Annotated in this window: 19 protein-coding genes; 12 read left to right on the forward strand and 7 right to left on the reverse strand. The window is 46.6% G+C overall.

From position 1 onward, the window contains the following. Positions 1-415: 415 nt before the first annotated feature. Positions 416-1,423, forward strand: a complete 1,008-nt coding sequence (locus tag CSR04_RS19045; RefSeq protein ID WP_102797923.1) for an alpha/beta hydrolase family protein — start codon at positions 416-418, stop codon at positions 1,421-1,423. Positions 1,424-1,620: 197 nt separating this feature from the next. Then, the gene (locus tag CSR04_RS19050; protein ID WP_102797924.1) at positions 1,621-1,950 is read left to right on the forward strand and encodes a hypothetical protein; all 330 of its coding nucleotides are present in this window, start codon (positions 1,621-1,623) and stop codon (positions 1,948-1,950) included. 28 nt (positions 1,951-1,978) lie between these two features. Here the strand turns inward: CSR04_RS19050 and CSR04_RS19055 are convergent, their stop codons facing one another. Next, positions 1,979-2,560: a TetR/AcrR family transcriptional regulator gene (locus tag CSR04_RS19055; RefSeq protein ID WP_102797925.1), complete on the reverse strand. Its 582-nt coding sequence runs from the start codon at positions 2,558-2,560 to the stop codon at positions 1,979-1,981. A 125-nt stretch (positions 2,561-2,685) separates the two neighbouring features. On the opposite strand from CSR04_RS19055, the gene CSR04_RS19060 reads away from it, so the two are divergent. Both CSR04_RS19060 and CSR04_RS19065 read left to right on the forward strand, forming a co-directional pair. After that, entirely contained in the window at positions 2,686-3,729 is a 1,044-nt protein-coding gene (locus CSR04_RS19060) for an alkene reductase (RefSeq protein ID WP_102797926.1), read from the forward strand. Between the two features lie 114 nt (positions 3,730-3,843). Beyond that, complete coding sequence (locus tag CSR04_RS19065) at positions 3,844-4,329, forward strand: TlpA family protein disulfide reductase (protein WP_102797927.1); 486 nt, start codon at positions 3,844-3,846, stop codon at positions 4,327-4,329. Between the two features lie 627 nt (positions 4,330-4,956). Here the strand turns inward: CSR04_RS19065 and CSR04_RS25440 are convergent. Continuing rightward, positions 4,957-5,082: a hypothetical protein gene (locus tag CSR04_RS25440; protein ID WP_281259802.1), complete on the reverse strand. Its 126-nt coding sequence runs from the start codon at positions 5,080-5,082 to the stop codon at positions 4,957-4,959. A gap of 512 nt (positions 5,083-5,594) precedes the next feature. Here CSR04_RS25440 and CSR04_RS19070 point away from each other — a divergent pair. From CSR04_RS19070 to CSR04_RS19080, 3 genes are all read left to right on the forward strand, one after another. Then, positions 5,595-6,278 carry a hypothetical protein gene (locus CSR04_RS19070; protein ID WP_102797928.1) on the forward strand — a complete coding sequence of 228 codons (684 nt, stop codon included), beginning with the start codon at positions 5,595-5,597 and terminating at the stop codon, positions 6,276-6,278. After that, positions 6,279-6,707, forward strand: coding sequence for a hypothetical protein (locus CSR04_RS19075; protein WP_102797929.1), 429 nt, complete (start codon positions 6,279-6,281; stop codon positions 6,705-6,707). A gap of 131 nt (positions 6,708-6,838) precedes the next feature. Then, entirely contained in the window at positions 6,839-7,297 is a 459-nt protein-coding gene (locus tag CSR04_RS19080; protein ID WP_146027207.1) for a hypothetical protein, read from the forward strand. Positions 7,298-7,983: 686 nt separating this feature from the next. Here CSR04_RS19080 and CSR04_RS19085 read toward each other — a convergent pair. Continuing rightward, positions 7,984-8,739 carry a DUF4097 family beta strand repeat-containing protein gene (locus CSR04_RS19085; RefSeq protein ID WP_102797931.1) on the reverse strand — a complete coding sequence of 252 codons (756 nt, stop codon included), beginning with the start codon at positions 8,737-8,739 and terminating at the stop codon, positions 7,984-7,986. Positions 8,740-8,827: 88 nt separating this feature from the next. Continuing rightward, positions 8,828-9,325, reverse strand: coding sequence for a DUF1203 domain-containing protein (locus tag CSR04_RS19090; protein WP_102797932.1), 498 nt, complete (start codon positions 9,323-9,325; stop codon positions 8,828-8,830). A 415-nt stretch (positions 9,326-9,740) separates the two neighbouring features. On the opposite strand from CSR04_RS19090, the gene CSR04_RS19095 reads away from it, so the two are divergent. Continuing rightward, entirely contained in the window at positions 9,741-10,592 is an 852-nt protein-coding gene (locus tag CSR04_RS19095; RefSeq protein WP_102797933.1) for a methylated-DNA--[protein]-cysteine S-methyltransferase, read from the forward strand. Beyond that, the gene (locus CSR04_RS19100) at positions 10,582-11,292 is read left to right on the forward strand and encodes a 2OG-Fe(II) oxygenase (RefSeq protein WP_216362597.1); all 711 of its coding nucleotides are present in this window, start codon (positions 10,582-10,584) and stop codon (positions 11,290-11,292) included. The genes CSR04_RS19095 and CSR04_RS19100 overlap by 11 nt, the downstream gene beginning before the upstream one ends. 67 nt (positions 11,293-11,359) lie before the next feature. On the opposite strand, the gene nspC is transcribed toward CSR04_RS19100, so the two are convergent. Together nspC and CSR04_RS19110 are read right to left on the reverse strand one after the other, a co-directional pair. Then, on the reverse strand, positions 11,360-12,496 hold the full coding sequence (nspC, locus tag CSR04_RS19105) for a carboxynorspermidine decarboxylase (protein WP_102797934.1): 1,137 nt from the start codon (positions 12,494-12,496) through the stop codon (positions 11,360-11,362). Between the two features lie 91 nt (positions 12,497-12,587). Continuing rightward, on the reverse strand, positions 12,588-13,787 hold the full coding sequence (locus CSR04_RS19110; RefSeq protein ID WP_102797935.1) for a saccharopine dehydrogenase family protein: 1,200 nt from the start codon (positions 13,785-13,787) through the stop codon (positions 12,588-12,590). Positions 13,788-14,158: 371 nt separating this feature from the next. Between CSR04_RS19110 and CSR04_RS19115 the strand changes: the two genes are divergently transcribed. Next, positions 14,159-14,626, forward strand: coding sequence for a hypothetical protein (locus CSR04_RS19115; RefSeq protein ID WP_102797936.1), 468 nt, complete (start codon positions 14,159-14,161; stop codon positions 14,624-14,626). Next, entirely contained in the window at positions 14,623-15,540 is a 918-nt protein-coding gene (locus CSR04_RS19120) for a histone deacetylase family protein (protein WP_102797937.1), read from the forward strand. The genes CSR04_RS19115 and CSR04_RS19120 overlap by 4 nt, the downstream gene beginning before the upstream one ends. 76 nt (positions 15,541-15,616) lie before the next feature. Here the strand turns inward: CSR04_RS19120 and CSR04_RS19125 are convergent, their stop codons facing one another. Further along, positions 15,617-16,000, reverse strand: coding sequence for a YciI family protein (locus CSR04_RS19125; protein ID WP_216362598.1), 384 nt, complete (start codon positions 15,998-16,000; stop codon positions 15,617-15,619). Between the two features lie 235 nt (positions 16,001-16,235). Here CSR04_RS19125 and CSR04_RS19130 point away from each other — a divergent pair, with 235 nt between their 5' ends. Further along, complete coding sequence (locus tag CSR04_RS19130; protein WP_102797939.1) at positions 16,236-16,889, forward strand: LiaF domain-containing protein; 654 nt, start codon at positions 16,236-16,238, stop codon at positions 16,887-16,889. Positions 16,890-16,912: the final 23 nt, after the last annotated feature.

Consider the following 16,912-nt stretch of genomic DNA (forward strand, 5'->3'; position numbering starts at 1 on the left):
ACAGCATGATCAGCTCGTCAATTGGTCTGACAAATCAAGTCGAGGTTGCTCAAATAATGTTCGTGATCTCACCCTGAGCGCATTATTGTGTTACCTGAAAAATTATTATTAGAGACACAATAGCCAAGCCTGCATCCCTGTTTTTTATCCGCTCTTGTTATAAGAGCGGGCGACATTATGCTGCGGATTAACCGCTCGTCAATCCAAAGCCATTACATAGATAAAGTGTTTTGTTTAATACTTTGAAATTTATAAGGTTATTTTGGCTTGTGGGGACTTTTAATATTCAATTACAAATTTGCAAAGACTCCAATCTTGCTTTGTTCTGACTAGCTATAGACACTTAAGCATGTGCGACTGAACTGTATTCTGTGCAGTCAATATTGACGCTTGAAAAAAACGAAAGGGAATTAATGTGAATAAATATCTGCTGTCCATCGTATTTGCCTTCTGTTCCAGTATTGTTGACGCATCAGGTTTGATTCCTGACGATAGCGTAAAACATCAGAGCGATTGTTTTAGCGATAAGTTTTCCAGCTATGAATCCTGGCGTGGATTTATAGAACAGAAAAATAAAGCTCAGGGAAAGTCTGAAAAGCTGATAGATAAAGCCATGCAGTCCTTTGACAAAAGATTCAGTAAGACGGATTTTGATTTTTATCGGAACGAATTGATATGTAGCAGTTTTATCTATCAAGTAGACGGAGTTGATGTCTTCGGTTACGTCATTAAACCTCGAAATCATAATGGGAAATTGCCTGTATTAATTTATAACCGGGGAGGCAACGGCAATTTTGGTTCTGTGGTGTTTGCCTCAATGATGCACAATTTGTTTCCTATTGCTAATGAAGGTTTCGTGATTATCGGTAGTCAATATCGCGGCACGTTTAGCGAACAGGACAATGCAGATGAGTTCGGTGGCAAGGATGTTGACGATGTCGTAGCACTGCGGGATTTTATCGGCCAGATACCCGGTGCGGATCCACAGCGAGTTGGCATGTTTGGTGCCAGTCGGGGTGGCATGCAAACGTTTCTGGCCTTAAAACGAATGGAGGAAGTTAAGGCTATCGCTACTATTGCTGGTGTGTCAGATTTGTCCAGAGAAATAGCGCATCGCCCGGAAATGGAAAGGGTATTTAAACATCGAATTCCCGATTATCAACACAACAAAAAAGCGGAGTTGGAAAAACGCTCGACGTTAAATAACTTAGACGATTTATCTGCCAGCGTACCTATTTTGCTATTGCATGGTACTGATGATGAGCGCGTTCAGGTTGAACAATCAACGTTATTGGCAGAAGCGCTGAGTAGAAAACAGCTGCCTCATAAACTTGTGCTGTATCCTGGTGATAATCATTTCTTAAGTAACAACAAAGAGAAGGCGAATAAAGAGATAGTCGATTGGTTTAAAAGATACTTATAACCCCATAATTAAATGGCTGCCTGATTTATCCATTACAGTGGGATACAGATGACGTGCAATGCATTTTTATATGAACAGCACGCCTTTTATCCCATCATACCGGCATTTGACAGTGCCTTACCCTCCAGTGGCGTCTGCCAGCTTTGAAAAAATTGAGTAAATAATATGCTGATGCTTTGCTATTAAGGATGCAGGCTATGAACCTGATACAGGTTGGGATATTGGCACTTTGTTTGGGGTTGTCGGGTTGTGCAAGCAACAGAACGACAAACGCCAGTCAGCAAGATAAAGTCGAAGGTTTCCATTGTCTCAAGGAAAATCGCGGCAATGAGGACGCTTGCTTGAGTGAACAGCAAAAGCAAAGCGTTGGCCTGAAGTGTGAAGAGGTGGAAGTGACAGGGTCCAGGTTTAGAAAACGTGGTTGTACCACCCAGGCCCAGCGTGACGCTCGCAGCGGGAATGCCAAAGAGGCAGCTCAACGTATGCGTGATAGTGGTAAATCCAATATCACCAAAATGGGCAATTAGCGGCGTCTTACTAATTGCTCCTGATCAACTACTGACAAATACTCAGATAAAGCTGATCGGCCAACTGTTGCAGCACTTCACGCTGCGGATGGGTCTGCGCATAGGTACGCAGGCCATAAATACCCATCACCAGATAGCGGGCAAGGATCTCAGGGTCCTTGTCTGCTGTTAGTTCGCCCAAGTCTTTGGCTCGCTGTATTTGTGACTCCAAGTTAGCCTGCCAGGTTTCCAGGCTGGTGCTGAGTTCGGCTTGCAGCTCAGCATCCTGATCAGCCATTTCATTCAGTGCTTTGACCAGAAAACAGGCGCGACTGCTGTCGCAGCTATGGCATTCGGCAACCAAATCGTCCAGATAGCCTTTCAGACTGGGTAACACGGGGGCATTGGCGGGAAAGGTGGCGGCAAACTGCCTGTCTCTGTCCTGCTTATATTGCTCAACAGCGGCCACCAGTAACCCACGCTTATTGCCAAACGCACAATAGATGGAACCCGGATGCAAGCCGGTAGCTTTGGTCAGATCTTGCATACTGGTTTTGCCATAGCCTTTATGTAAGAACGCTTTTAACGCACTTCGCAGCACCTGTTCGCGGTCAAATTCAGCCTGTCGCATAGTATTCTCCTCGGGACTGCGAGGGATTATATCTCGATATTTGAATGTTTGTTCAAAAAAATTCTTGAGTGATTGCTCAAGAAAGACTATCTTGAGTGCTCATTCAAAAACTCTGGAGTCCACCGATGTCGGATATTCTTTTTCAACCTTATCGCCTTAATAAGGCGCTGGAACTAAACAACCGTATTCTGATGGCGCCGCTGACCCGCTGTATGGCAGATGACAATCTGGTGCCAACCGATGACATGGTGGCGTATTATGCCCGTCGTGCCGATGCCGGTTTGATTATCAGTGAGGCGACCATTATTCGCCCTGATGGTCAGGGTTACCCGAACACCCCAGGGTTATTTACCGACGCACAGATACAAGGCTGGAAAAAAGTCACTGCGGCAGTGCATCGTGCCGGCGGCAAAATATTCGCACAGCTTTGGCATACCGGCAGGGTGGCGCATCCGTATTTCTTTGGCGGTGAAGACGTATTGGCACCGTCGGCTGAGAAGGTGGAAGGCACGGTACCCCGTCGTCGTGAACTGACCTATGTTACGCCCAAACCCGCGACGCTGGATGATATTCAACAGCTGGTGCAGGACTACGCCCAGGCCGCAGCCAATGCCATTGAGGCAGGTTTTGATGGGGTGGAAATCCATGGTGCCAATGGCTATCTGATTGACCAGTTTTTGCATCACGACAGCAACAAGCGCAGCGATGAGTACGGTGGCAGCCCTGAGAATATGAGTCGCTTTGCTTTAGAGGTTACGGACGCTATTGCTGCAAGTATCGGCTGGGAAAAAACCGCGCTGCGCATTTCCCCTGGCGCCTATTTTAATATGCAGGGTGATGCCCGTGATCGTCAGGTATTTGATTACTTGCTGAATGAGCTGCAAAACCGCGATTTGGCATACCTGCATATTGGTATTTTTGATGACAGTATGGAGTTTGACTATCTGGGCGGCAGGGCCTCGCAATATGTGCGCAGTCGTTACCACAAAACCCTGGTGGGCGTAGGTGGTTTTACTGCCGATAGTGCAAGTCAGGCCATTGATGCCGGTGAATTCGATTTGGTTGCTATTGGTCGCCCCTTTATCGCCAACCCTGACTATATCAGTAAGGTACGTAACCAGCAGGATTTGGTGACTTACACCGATGATATGTTGGCGACCCTGGTTTGATTTAGGGCGCTTGGAGTACGAGGAGCGTGCGAAGCTGGCTGACTATGTGATGCGGGGCTTTTCCCAAACAGGGAAATTGTTTAAGGTAGGCGCCCCATTACCACAGGACTGATAATGAAAGCGCGATTCCTTGCTCCCATCTTATTGTTGCTGAATGGCTGTGCGCTGACCGATATGGATTTAGGCGCGGCGTTTACCACCAATGAGCAACAAGCCCTTACCGCCCCCCTGACTCGAGCTGAGTTGCTGCAGGACCCCGCCTTTAACGCCGAGTATCAGGCGTTTGTACCAAGCCGGGATGATTTACGCAAAATCGCCGCGCTGCGGGGCAAAGGGGTGATGGTGTTTTTTGGCACCTGGTGTCATGACAGTCAGCGTGAAGTGCCAAGGCTGTTGAAATTGCTGGATGAGGCCAGGGTTAACCCCGCCTGGTTGCAGTTAGTGGCGGTGGATCACAATAAGCAAGAGCCCAGCGGTTTGTACAAACAGTATAAACTGCGTTATACCCCCACCATCGTAGTATTGGATCAGGGCATCGAAACCCACCGTATGGTGGAGCGCCCCAAGCGCAGCATCGCCAGCGACCTCACCGGTCTTTAACAAAACCACGAAAATTTTCTCGCCGAGAGGCTATTAGTATCAGCCGAAGGCAGTTCGTGTCCTTTCGTGTAGTTCGTGGTCATTCTGAATTTGCAACCACGAAAGACACGAAAAACACGAAACTGTTTCTCGCCGAGACGCTGAGTTCGCAAAGAGATGGTGACCAAAAAACTTTGTGGTATCTCCGTGTCCTCTGTGCCTTTGTGGTGACAGTATGCCGGTGCATAGTATGAATAACCACAGAGGCACAGAGAACACAGAGTTGTGTTTAAGGGATGGCGATTCCGCGTGCTTTTCTTAGCGCACTTTGCGTCTCTGCGAGAGGTTATTAGTATCAGCCGAAGGCAGTTCGTGTCCTTTCGTGTAGTTCGTGGTCATTCTGAATTTGCAACCACGAAAGTCACGAAAACCACGAAACTGTTTCTCGCCGAGACGCTGAGTTGGCCAAGAGAATGCCCTGAAACTGCTTTGAAATCTCCGTGCTCTCCGTGCCTCTGTGGTGAAAATCTAACTGCGTAGAAGTATAAAAAACCACAGAGGCACAGAGAGCACAGAGTTGTTAAAGGGATGGTGACTCTGCGTGCTTTTCTCAGCGCCCCCGGCGTCTCTGCGGTGAAGATATCAAAACTATTGTTCACGGATATTACGTAAATCCACATCGCCAGAGCCGTCGCGCAGTAAGATAAAACGCTGAGCACCATCAACCCGGATATAGTGTGAACATTCACGGGTTTGGGAGTTGAACAGAGCCATAGCATCAAACTCGACCGACTGACGGTCTTAATGTTGCTGACCACACTGGCATCCCTATGATGTTGCTATTGGGCATGGTCATCTGGAAGAGCGGCAAACATCGACGTTTTCAAGCCAATACATCAACCAGCCCAACAATATAGTGGCATAGCCTCGGACTGCGGGGCATGGCAACAGCTTTCACCTTTACCCACAGTCAATGGCAACGAGCTATGGATTGGTTCTATACCTGTATTGACGAGGCTTAGCTTGGACAAAGTAAAGTATGAATTCGTGGGGATCTCTCAGGGGCAGAACCTAAACCTGTTTACCTATGTTCATACTCGTACCCAAGAACATACATTCGTTAAATAAAGGACCAAAATCTTTGCAAAAAATCACCCATTAAACTTGATTAATTTTTGCGCAGAACCATACTTTCTAGGAATTGTGAATTAGAAGTGATTTTAATCTTAGTGATAGCTGCACATTTTTAGTGTAGCTATTTCAACATAACGTAAGGGGTCAATGGAATGAAAAATCTATATCTATTTTTATTTCTCTGCAGTTTGTTTTCACTGAAATCCTTCTCACAAGAATTATTGAGATTCGAAGATGAAATTTTTAAGCAATACACAAAGGGTTTAGATGAGAACGCGAAAACTAGAATATCAGATAAAATAGGAAGAGTAAGAGATGCGTACAATTCCTGTCTTAAGGTAGAGAATGTATTGAATTTGAATGAGAAAGAGAAACTTTTCTTGGAAGCAAGGGACTTGTTAAACTTTCTTAGAAAAAATTCAAGTTCTTTATATTTAGATGAGAAAATATTGTTTGAAATATCTGGGTTTGATCAAAAAATGGCCGGCGAGATGGAGAAAATTGTTCTGGCATGTTCAATGCCTAATAAATCAGAAGCTGTTCTTGGTGCATTAAATGAACTTCATCGAAACGAACGATCCTTGACCATTAAAACTTATTATTTAGTAAATTCCAGCCTTGATGAGAGTGAGTTATTGTCTTGGGAAAAATTTAAGAATGACAGAATAACTCATCAAAGTTATACAGTACAAATAGATTTCGGGAAAATGGCAAATCTCTATCCTGATATTTTTAAAGAGAGAGTATCTCGAATTTGTAATAAAAGGTCACCCTCATTGAATTTTGATTTTTTTAGAGAAAAATCAAGTTTCTTAAACTACATGGAGAATAAGTAGATGAAATTTATTTCAGTTTTAATGTTTGCGTTTTTCGGTTCCATTGCGTCAACTTCAGTATATGCAAGACTTGATGCAATATGCTATGAGGGACCATTAGGGCCTCACTCTAATACAGCAATAAATCGTTATACATGGGATTTGTCTGATAAGCTATTTACAGACGGTATATTTATTGTTGCAAATGGCCATGATATTAATATGCCAACAAGAAAGTTCGATAAAGTAGGTGTAATTGACTTTGCTTCGTATAGTGAGTATGAGGTCACATATCTAGTTACATCTAGTTACGTGCCCGTCACAATTGAGTATACTTCGGGCGGTAAGATATTCGTTTATACATTCGTTTATGAAGTTGGATTCATACCTGTTCCTTTGGGGACTCCAGACAGTATGGATGGCTGCTTTGACATCGTGACGATAACTTGAAATGGAGACCAGCGCTTAGCTAATAGCGCTCTACTTTTTCCTTGAATAGCACTATGGTGAACAATAATAGGGTAGGTCTTGGTAATATCGATTTTTGTTTGAACGAACCTAGGGGGAATCTGATAGTCATATTGTCAGGTGATAAAAGAATTAGTTCTTTTGAGATTGCTGAAGAACTAGTTGAAGAAATTGCAGGGTTGGGATTCTCAAGTATGCACTTTAATAAAGAAGGAGTGTCAAACGTAGACTATGTTTTTGCTTCATTTACGAATGAAGATATAAGTGATAGAACGATTAAATTATTACTCGCTGCAAAACTCGTAATGCTAGTAATTAATGGTAATCTTGAGAGAAATTTAGTTGAAAATTTTAACTATCTCAAAAAGAATAGAGCTTATTTTGCAAGGTTGAGAAAGATTTTGACACTTTCTTTACCTATGGGATTGATTAAAGAGGGGGGTGATTTTTATTTATTTAGAAACCATGTCGCCAGTTACATTTCAATTCAATTGCAAGATATAAATGATACATTTAAGGATAAATTCGATAACTTTTCGCACTTAGCTTCGTTCATTGTTAAGTCAATATAGTTTCACTTGCATACATATGTTCAATATCTATGTCGGCGTTTTTCAAAATAGTTGAGGCCTAAGCTGTTAAGTTGCCTCTTTTTTACTCTCTGCTTTTAGCTTCACCTCTCCGATCTGAGCGTCGTTCTGGCCTCCCCATCCCAGTGCTTCGGATACGTCGCATGTTCACCGTGATTGGCCAACATTGCCAGATCTGGTAGCTAACGAATTTTATCCTGCTGTGGCGATGCTCAGTGTTGTACCAATGAACAAAGTTTCTGACCCAAGCTCTGCTTCGAGTGTTTTAAAGCCTTTATCCGGCCAGCAATGGCAGTGTTTTACCGTGCGAAGCGGGGATTCTAAGTAGAGCGTCATTACTACCTTTGGTCGGATATTTGAGCCTATGATTTGACCACTACAAAAAGGCCTTATTTACCGTCGAAATGAAGAGATTTCAACGGCAAATATCGAAGTATCTCCTGCCCTCCTTCGCATCTCTACGAAAGGTTTTAAGTATGAGTCGAAAGTTAGAGCTTGTTTCTGTGGTTTGCGGTCACATTTAATGCTTAACCACGGACGTCACACACAAAAAGAAACTCAATATTCACCGCAGAAGCGCAGGGAACGCGGAGGTTTCAACAGTATGTATTAAAACATCTCCTGCCTTCCTCCGCGCCCCCGGCGTCTCTGCGGTGAAGATATCAAAACTATTGTTCACGGATATTACGTAAATCCACATCGCCGGAGCCGTCGCGCAGCAATAAAAAACGCTGTGCACCGTCAACCCGGATATCTCCGCTGCTGTCTTCTACTTCCACCAGGCCGGATACGTCTTGCACTTCAATATCGCCTGAGCTGTCAAACAGGGTTAAATCACCTTGTATTTTCTGCACCCAGATATCGCCGGAGGCATCAACTAAATGAATATCGCCCTGAATATCCGCCATATGCACTTTGCCAGAGGCATCCTGTGCGCGTACCGGTCCTTTCACCTCGGTCAGGCTGAGATCGCCGGAACCATCGGTTATGTATACCTCGCCATTGATACGACTGACCCGCATATCTCCTGAACCATCCTGAATGTTCAGCAAGGCATTGATGCCACTGACATCCATATCCCCCGAACCATCTTTAATATCTAATAGCAGATTGGCCGGCATACGCACGGTGACATCAATATAGGCGTCATGAATGCGTGGGTTAGTATGTGCCATCAAAATGGCGTCGTCTTTTTCAGCTTCCAGAGTCAGTTGATAGTTTTCTGGTTCAAGCTCCTTACCAGACTGATATCTGGCTTTTGCCTCCACTTTGATGCTTGTTAGCCCTGCTTCACCGCGCACCTGTAATTCGCCGCTACCGGCTTCGATTTTAAACTGGCTCAGGCCCTGAGTGTCGAGTTCCAGTGTTTGTGCCAGACACATTGGGCTGATTAACGCTAAAGATACTAACCATTTATTGTTCATTGATATTCCATTGGCTGTCGTTTGAACCTTAGTCGACCAAAGAACTACAAAGGTTTAAATACCAGTTAAGAAATTTTTAAATTTTTTATTAGCCTCCGGAAAGTTCATCCGGCTGGCTAGACCGTGTAACTTTGGCAAGAAAGCAGCCGTGCGTTGGCGAGTGCAGGTGCAGGTACGATGTAGTGGGATTGTCCAGTAAGCGTTCGATGCACAATCTCAGTTCCTGCTGGCCCTGAGCCAGCTCCGCTGCCTGAATATGGTGCCGGGTTGATAAGGCCCTGACAGCAACGCGTTTTAAGTTAAACATGTCGGGGATGTGTGCTGGCGCAAAATAGCCAGAGGGATGGCCATCGCGAATATAAATAGCATGGCTGGAGCGATAGGGACTGTCTACATCCAGATGCGTGTAGTTAAGCAATAGCATCCGTTCACCCGGCTCGGGCAGGGCGAGGCTCACACGGCAGGGATAGCCGTTTGGTGTCTTGGCAATTTCAGTGATAACACCTTGTCTGGCCAGGGCTTCGTCGCTTAAGCCGTAGAGGTGGTTGAATTGCTGGTGATCCAGGGCAGTAAATTGAAAAGTCATAGGTATCCTGAGTAGGTTAAATCAGGACCTAAGACTAAACAGCCAAAACCCTGGTGCCGATCCGTTTCTTGCGCTGTTCAATGGCCGTTTCTTTCGACGTAAAAATCAAAAAGAATAATAGTATTCACCGAAGAGTCGCAGAGGACGCAGAGTTTTCAAAGAGCTATAGTCAGGTGTTTGGTTTTCTCTGTGACCTCTGTGTTTATTGATGTTTTTAAACTGAGACGATTTCACCACAGAGGCACAAAGAACACGGAGATTCCAGGGCTTGTTCTTAAGACACTCCGCGGCTCTGCGAGAAATACTTTCGTGCTTTTCGTGGTCAAAAGTCACTTCAATATACAGCAAGAAGCGGACAGCGATTTTTTTGTTGGTGCGATAGCCTTTAGACTGTGGTTATTCAGTGAGGTGGTATATGACAGACGCGACCGACAACCGGGTTTTACAGGTAGCTGACTATTTAGAGCAGCATGCAGAGCAAGCGTTGTCTCTGGCTGAGCTGGCGGAGCGTGCAGCCTTAAGCAGTTTCCATTTTCAGCGTAGCTTTAAAGCTCTGCTGGGAGTAACACCAAAACAGTTTCAGCATGCGGTGCGCTTACAGAAACTCCGGCAATCTCTGCAGCAGGGCGAAGCCGTGCTGGATGCAATTTATGCGGCGGGTTTTGGCTCAAGTAGCCGGGTGTACGAGAAGCTACCTGAAAATCTTGGTGTGACTCCTTCAGTATTGCGTCAGGGCGGTAAGGGGCTGGAAATATATTTTGCGCTGCGAGAAACCCGTTTTGGCCATTTACTTATGGCAGCAACTGAGCGCGGAGTTTGCTGTGTGCAGTTGGCTGACAGTTTCACAAAGTTACTCGAAGCCCTACATCAATCCTTTCCCAATGCCGAGCTATTGACCACGCCAGATACTATGGACACCGAGCTGGATAAATGGATGGCTGCCCTGGAAACTTTTTTGCAGCATGGTGGTCCCCAACCGCAGATCCCGGTGGAATTGTTTGGCACGGCCTTTCAAATTAAGGTGTGGCAGTTTCTGACCCGCATCGGTAGCGGGCAAAAATGCAGTTACAAGCAGGTGGCCGAAGGTATCGGTGCGCCCAGCGCGCATCGCGCCGTGGCTAACGCTTGTGGTGCAAACAAACTGGCAGTATTGATACCTTGCCATCGGGTACTGCGCGGCGATGGCAGTTTGGGTGGTTATCGCTGGGGTGAGCAACGCAAACGCGCCTTGCTGGCCATGGAAGAAGGACTGGCCTGTGAACATTGATGCCATCCTGCAAAACAGCAAGCCACTGGCTTTGTTGGATGCTGACTTGCTGGCGCATAACTATAGTGTGATGTCGGGATCTTTGGATGTGGCAACCTGCAAAACCTTATCCGCCTTGTTTGATGAACGGCAGTGGTTTCGCAATGAAGTGCGGATGGAAAAACATGGCTTTGGCCGTGGCCGTTATCGCTATTTTGCCTATCCGCTGCCAGCCGCAATTCGGCAACTACGGGAAGGCTTCTATACGCAACTGGCCCCCCTGGCCAACCTGTGGGCCGAACGATTGGGGTTGGCTACACGCTGGCCACCCACACTGGATGAATTCCTGGCCAGCAACCACAACGCGGGCCAAACCAAAGCCACACCCTTAATGCTGGATTATGGGCCAGGCGATTATAACTGCCTGCATCAGGACAAATACGGCGAGTGCTATTTCCCTTTTCAGGTGCTGATTTTACTTAGCCAGCCGGGACAAGATTTTGGGGGTGGTGAATTGATGCTGGTGGAGAATCAGCCCCGTAAGCAAAGCCGAGGTCAGGTAGTGCCGCTGACACAAGGTCAGGCGGTGATTTTTCTCAATAGTGCCGGCCTGGTCCCCTCGGCCAACGGCTTTCGGCGCAGTCAGTTGCGCCATGGTGTCAGTGAAATATTGACAGGGCACAGGCGCAGCCTGGGTTTGATATTCCATGATGCGCTATAAGCATATGTCAGCAAAAGTGTCGCTATAAAAAAGCCCCGCACTGCGGGGCCTCAAAAACGAAAAAAAATCAGGACAACTTATCGCGAAAATCTTCATACTCGAATTTTCGCACCAGCTTAAAGCTACCGTCTTTTAGCAAAATACCAATGGAAGGATGTTCCACCCCGTTAAAGAAGGTGGTTTTAACCATGGTGTAGTGAATCATATCTTCAAAGATAATGCGTTCACCGATTTGCAGCTCGTGGTCGAAGCTATACAGGTCAATCACATCACCAGCCAGACAGGAATTACCCCCCAGCTTATAAGTAAAGGCCTTTTCCTGAGGCAGACCTGCGCCACGAATCGCCGGGCGGTAGGGCATTTCCAGCACATCCGGCATATGCGCAGTGGCAGAGATATCCAAAATGGCGATAGGGCCATCGTTATGCACAATATCCACCACTTCGGCCACTAACGGACCGGTTTGCCAGGCGACTGCTGAGCCAGGCTCGAGAATGATTTCCAGGTCATACTTTTCACGGAAGGCTTTAAGTGTGGCAATTAAATGGTCCACATCATAACCCTGACGGGTCATCAGATGGCCTCCGCCAAGGTTCAACCATTTCAGTTGTGGCAGGTATTTAGCAAAGCGTTGTTCCACCGCTTTCAAGGTGCGTTCGGCAGCATAAGAGTCACATTCACATAAATTGTGCACGTGGAAACCTTCAATGCCGGACAGGTCCACTCCTTCCAGATCTTTGGCCATAATCCCTAAACGGGAACCAGGCGCGCTAGGATCGTACAGCTCAGTCTCTGCTTCACGGTGCTCCGGATTAATCCGGATACCCATAGAAATACCGGCTGCTGCCACCTGATCTTTGTAGCGTTGATACTGGCCCAGGCTGTTAAATGAAATATGATTAACCAGTTTAACCAGCTCATCGATATCGGCCTGCTTATAGGCAGGTGAGTAAGCATGCACTTCCTTACCCATCTCAAATTTGGCCAGCTTGGCTTCCCATACCGAGCTGGCAGTACAGCCTTGCAGGTACTGTCCCACCAATGGAAAGGTGGACCACATGGAGAAGCCTTTTAAAGCCAGGATGATATTGACGCCAGCTTCTTTCTGCACCCGCTGCATTAGCTGCAGATTGGCTTCCAGCCTGGCTTCCTCACACACATAGCATGGGGAGGGAATGTGGGGATTCATTATTGGATCGTTCAATCTGTCATCCTCAATGTAGCTGAATGTAGGTCGGACTTAAGTCCGACATATTCTGTCGGGATCAATCCCGACCTACAGATCAGGTGCACCGTTACTTCTTAAACGGGCTGTCGCACTCAATCACATGCCAGGGCAGGCCGTGTTTGTTGAGCATGTCCATAAATGGATCAGGATCGAACTGTTCCATATTCCATACGCCCGGCTTTTTCCAGGTGCCGTTTAGCATCAGGGCTGCGCCGATCATCGCCGGTACACCTGTGGTGTAAGACACCGCCTGTGCGCCAACTTCTTCGTGGCAGGCGTGGTGGTCACAGTTGTTATAGATAAAGATGGTCTTCTCTTTGCCATCTTTAATACCTGTGATGTAGGTACCGATACAGGTTTGACCTTCATAGCCTTCAGACAGCGAACCCGGGTTTGGCAGCACGGCTTTCAGGAATTCCAGCGGCACAATTTGTTGGCCCTGGAAGTCTATAGGCGCAATGCTGGTCATGCCGATCCCTTCCAATACGCGCAGGTGGGTCAGGTAGGCTTCACCGAAGGTCATCCAGAAGCGCGCACGTTTCAGGGTAGGGAAGTGCTTAACCAGTGATTCCAGCTCTTCGTGGAACATCAGGTAAGAAGCACGAACACCGATATTCTGGTAATCCAGATCTTCACGTACTGACAATGGATCGGTTTCTTTCCACTCACCATTTTCCCAGTAGCGGCCGCGTTGGGTGATTTCGCGGATATTGATTTCCGGGTTGAAGTTGGTAGCAAAGGCTTTACCGTGGTCGCCGCCGTTACAGTCAACGATATCCAGATAGTGGATTTCGTCGAAATAGTGTTTGGCCGCGTAGGCGGTGTAGACGTTGGTCACGCCTGGATCAAAACCGCTGCCCAGCAGTGCCATCAGGCCGGCTTTTTCAAAGCGCTCCTGGTACGCCCACTGCCAGGAATATTCAAACTTGGCTTCGTCTTTAGGTTCGTAGTTGGCAGTATCCAGATAATCCACGCCGGTTTCCAGACAGGCGTCCATAATCGGCAGATCCTGATAGGGCAGGGCCAGGTTAACCACCAAATCGGGTTGTACCTTGCGGATAAGTTCGGCTACCTGCTTGGCATCGTCGGCGTCGACGGCGAATACGCCCTTGACCCGGTCGGCGCCACATTCCTGCTGCAGCGCTTCACATTTCGACACAGTGCGGCTGGCCAGATAAATTTCATCAAAATGCTCAGGTAAACGGGCACATTTTTTGACTGTTACGGTACTGACACCACCGGCGCCAATGATCAAAACGCGAGACATAAGGCATAATCCTCTAAAGTTGTGTTCCGGCGCCCTTGTTAGACGCCATCCTGCCACTGGCAGAACCATTTTGAACAAGGTACGGGCCTGTTACCAGGCTAAAACCGCAGCATGCTATCAGCTATTTGCAAACAGGCAAGTATTACTGCGGTTAGCAGGGATCAACCTTAGAATATCAGCCTTGAGTCAGCAACTGATGACAGAAAGATGTCTGGTTTTTATTTGAGAGACAACAAAACCCACGAAGAAACGAAAATCTGCAATGAGCCTCTCTCCGATCTGGCATTCCTGGCGTGGTTAGCTATGTTTTCTAGTGTCGCTAACTGCGACTACGCACTCTATAAATTGAATTGTCTGGAAAAGGAGTTCCTATGCTTAAGGTGCATATCTGGTTACCTGAAGGCCCCTTGGTGGGTCATGCTTCACTTTCATTTGGTGATAACTACGTCAGTTTCTGGCCAGCGGAAGGGGCTGATAAAAAAGACCTTAAAATTAAACGAAGCCATCCTGGTGCTTTTGTTGAAGCACTGTTGGATGACATAAGGTCTGAGAATGGACGGCAGCCTAAAACCGTCATCATTCCTTTCGCAGATGAAGCTGCTTTACAATCCTTCGTTATTGCTTTGCAAAGAAACGTTCCAAGATATCAACTGGCGAGATATAACTGTTCGCATTTGGTCGCTGAATGTCTTAGGGTAGCATGCAATAAGGACGCAACTTTTATCCCTACGGCACAAGACTACGGTAGAATCGGAAAGCTTCTCGGCAGAGGAATTTGGACACCGCAAGAAATACTTCGGTATGCTCAGGAACTGGCAAGTGAGAGAGAAAACGGATGAAGCTAATTTATAGTGAGAACTTTAATATTGATCTGGGGTTGTTGAATTACCTTCATCCGTTTGATGGCACAAAATTTAGAAAGATCATCGCCGAACTTGCTAGTACTGAGGTTTTAACTCCCGAAACTGGCATAAGTATGGATGAGGTGGATGAGTTTCTTACCAGTATGATGCGAGTGAAGGTGCGTGACGAAGTGTTTGTTTTCCGAGCACTGGAAGTCCCTAAAATACCCTTTGTCAGCTTTAACTTTCTGGATAGAAAAATTCTCACCCCAATGCGCTGGGCAGTGGCTGGAACTAAACTCGGTGCCACCTTGGCTTTGCAACAGGGCGGTCTGTACTGGAACCTCGCCGGTGGTTACCATCATGCCCACAAAGCCAGTATGGAAGGTTTTTGTATCTATAACGATATTGGCATCAGCGTTGTGCAGCTGCTTAAGCAGGGCTTGCTGAGTGAACAGGACAAGATTCTGATAATTGATACCGATGCGCATCATGGCAATGGTAATGCGTTCACCTTTATGGAAAACCCCAATGTCACTCTTTTGGACGTATACAACGCCGATATATATCCCCGCAGTGACTTTACCCGAGAACGGGTAAATATCCCGGTACCCTTAGCTTCTGGTTGTCAGGGGCAGGAATATCTGTCCCGTTATCAGACTGCACTGAGTCAGTTAGAAAATGACTACAAACTTGCCTTTGTGGTGGCAGGCACAGATGTACTGAAGGAAGATAAGCTGGGCGGCCTGATGCTGAATAAGGATGATGTTGCCCAGCGCGAAGCCATTACGCTTACAGCGTTAAAAGAAAGAAATATTCCTGGCGTTATTCTGGGCGGAGGCGGCTATTCCAAACTAAGTGCGCCAACGGTAGCGAACGCGATTAAGCATTGCTTGTCGTTGGGTTTCTAATCATTGTTGGGGGAATTCCCAGCTCGCACCTGAGTCCGACATCTCTCTGCCATCTCAATTCTGCACACAGCCAACTTTATTCAGGCGTTTCATTACTTTTGACCAAAGCATTGGCTGGCGTGGCATCCAAAGGGCGAATTTCATATTCCAGTCCGCAGGCCATGCAGGGATTTTGCGCTGCCAATCTGGCTGCTTCGTCCAGGCTATTGGCCAGAATAAACCAATAACCGCCAATGACTTCTTTGGTTTCGGTAAAGGGACCGTCGGTAATGCCCTGACTGGACACCCGGCGAATTTCAGTGCTAAGTCTTGAGCCGGGACCAAAGTTGCCTTGCGCCAGATTGTCCTCATACCAAAGATAAAAGGCTTCAATGGCCTGTTGAATGTCCTCGGCTGGCAGATCTGCATGCCATTGTCCGCGGGAAAGCAGTAAATAGGTGTGCTTGGTTTGCGCTGTCACAGTTCGCACCTTCATTGTGGGTATATACTGCAACTATGCCCAAATCCGCTTGTACATAAAAGTGTCAACTGAATCCAAATATCTGGTTAATATCACTATTATTTGCGCTGGTCGGCGTTTCTTGTTAGTGATGAGAATTTTTAATTCATTGATTATTATATGTTTTTTATTTGGTGTGGAAATTGCTTAACAGCATGGCCACTTAAACTCTTTATGTGCTACAAGGATAATCAAAATGTCAGTACCCCTGCAGGACCAACCTATTGAGCAAGTACGTGAACAGGTGATTGACAAGCTTATTTACAACTACGGTCAGGGCGCACTGTCTCTTGATGCCTTTGAACGACGTTTGGATATTGCCATGGAAAGCAAGGATGTCATTGAAATCTCTGCACAGGCACAAGATCTTCCACATCAAATTTCCGAGCAATATCAACAGAGTCGCAATAGCGCATTCGATGTTGCGTACGATACGCAAAGACAGGCTGAGAGTGAAACCATACTCAGTGTGCTGGGTGGTACCAATCGCAGTGGCGCCTGGGTAGTGCCCAGTGAAATTCGCTGTGTCACTATTCTGGGCGGTTCGGATCTGGATTTCAGTCAGGCGGTATTTACCAGCCAGGAAGTGACTATCAAGGTGTTTTGCTTATTTGGTGGTGACAACATTTACGTCCCGGAAAACGTCAACGTGGTGTCGCGGGCATTTTGTATTTTAGGTGGCAATAACATTGATATTCCGCCGGTTATCCACAGACGCCAGGTACCCACCCTGATTATTGAGGGCTTGGTGCTGTTTGGCGGTATTGATGTCAAAATCAAACGCAGCATAAAGCAGCGACTGGTTAGCTTTGCACGACAGATGAAACAAATGCTTAATGCAGAAAAGTAGCGTTTGATGCATCTGAGCATAGA

This window comes from Bowmanella denitrificans (genome assembly GCF_002887595.1).
Lineage (GTDB): Bacteria > Pseudomonadota > Gammaproteobacteria > Enterobacterales > Alteromonadaceae > Bowmanella > Bowmanella denitrificans.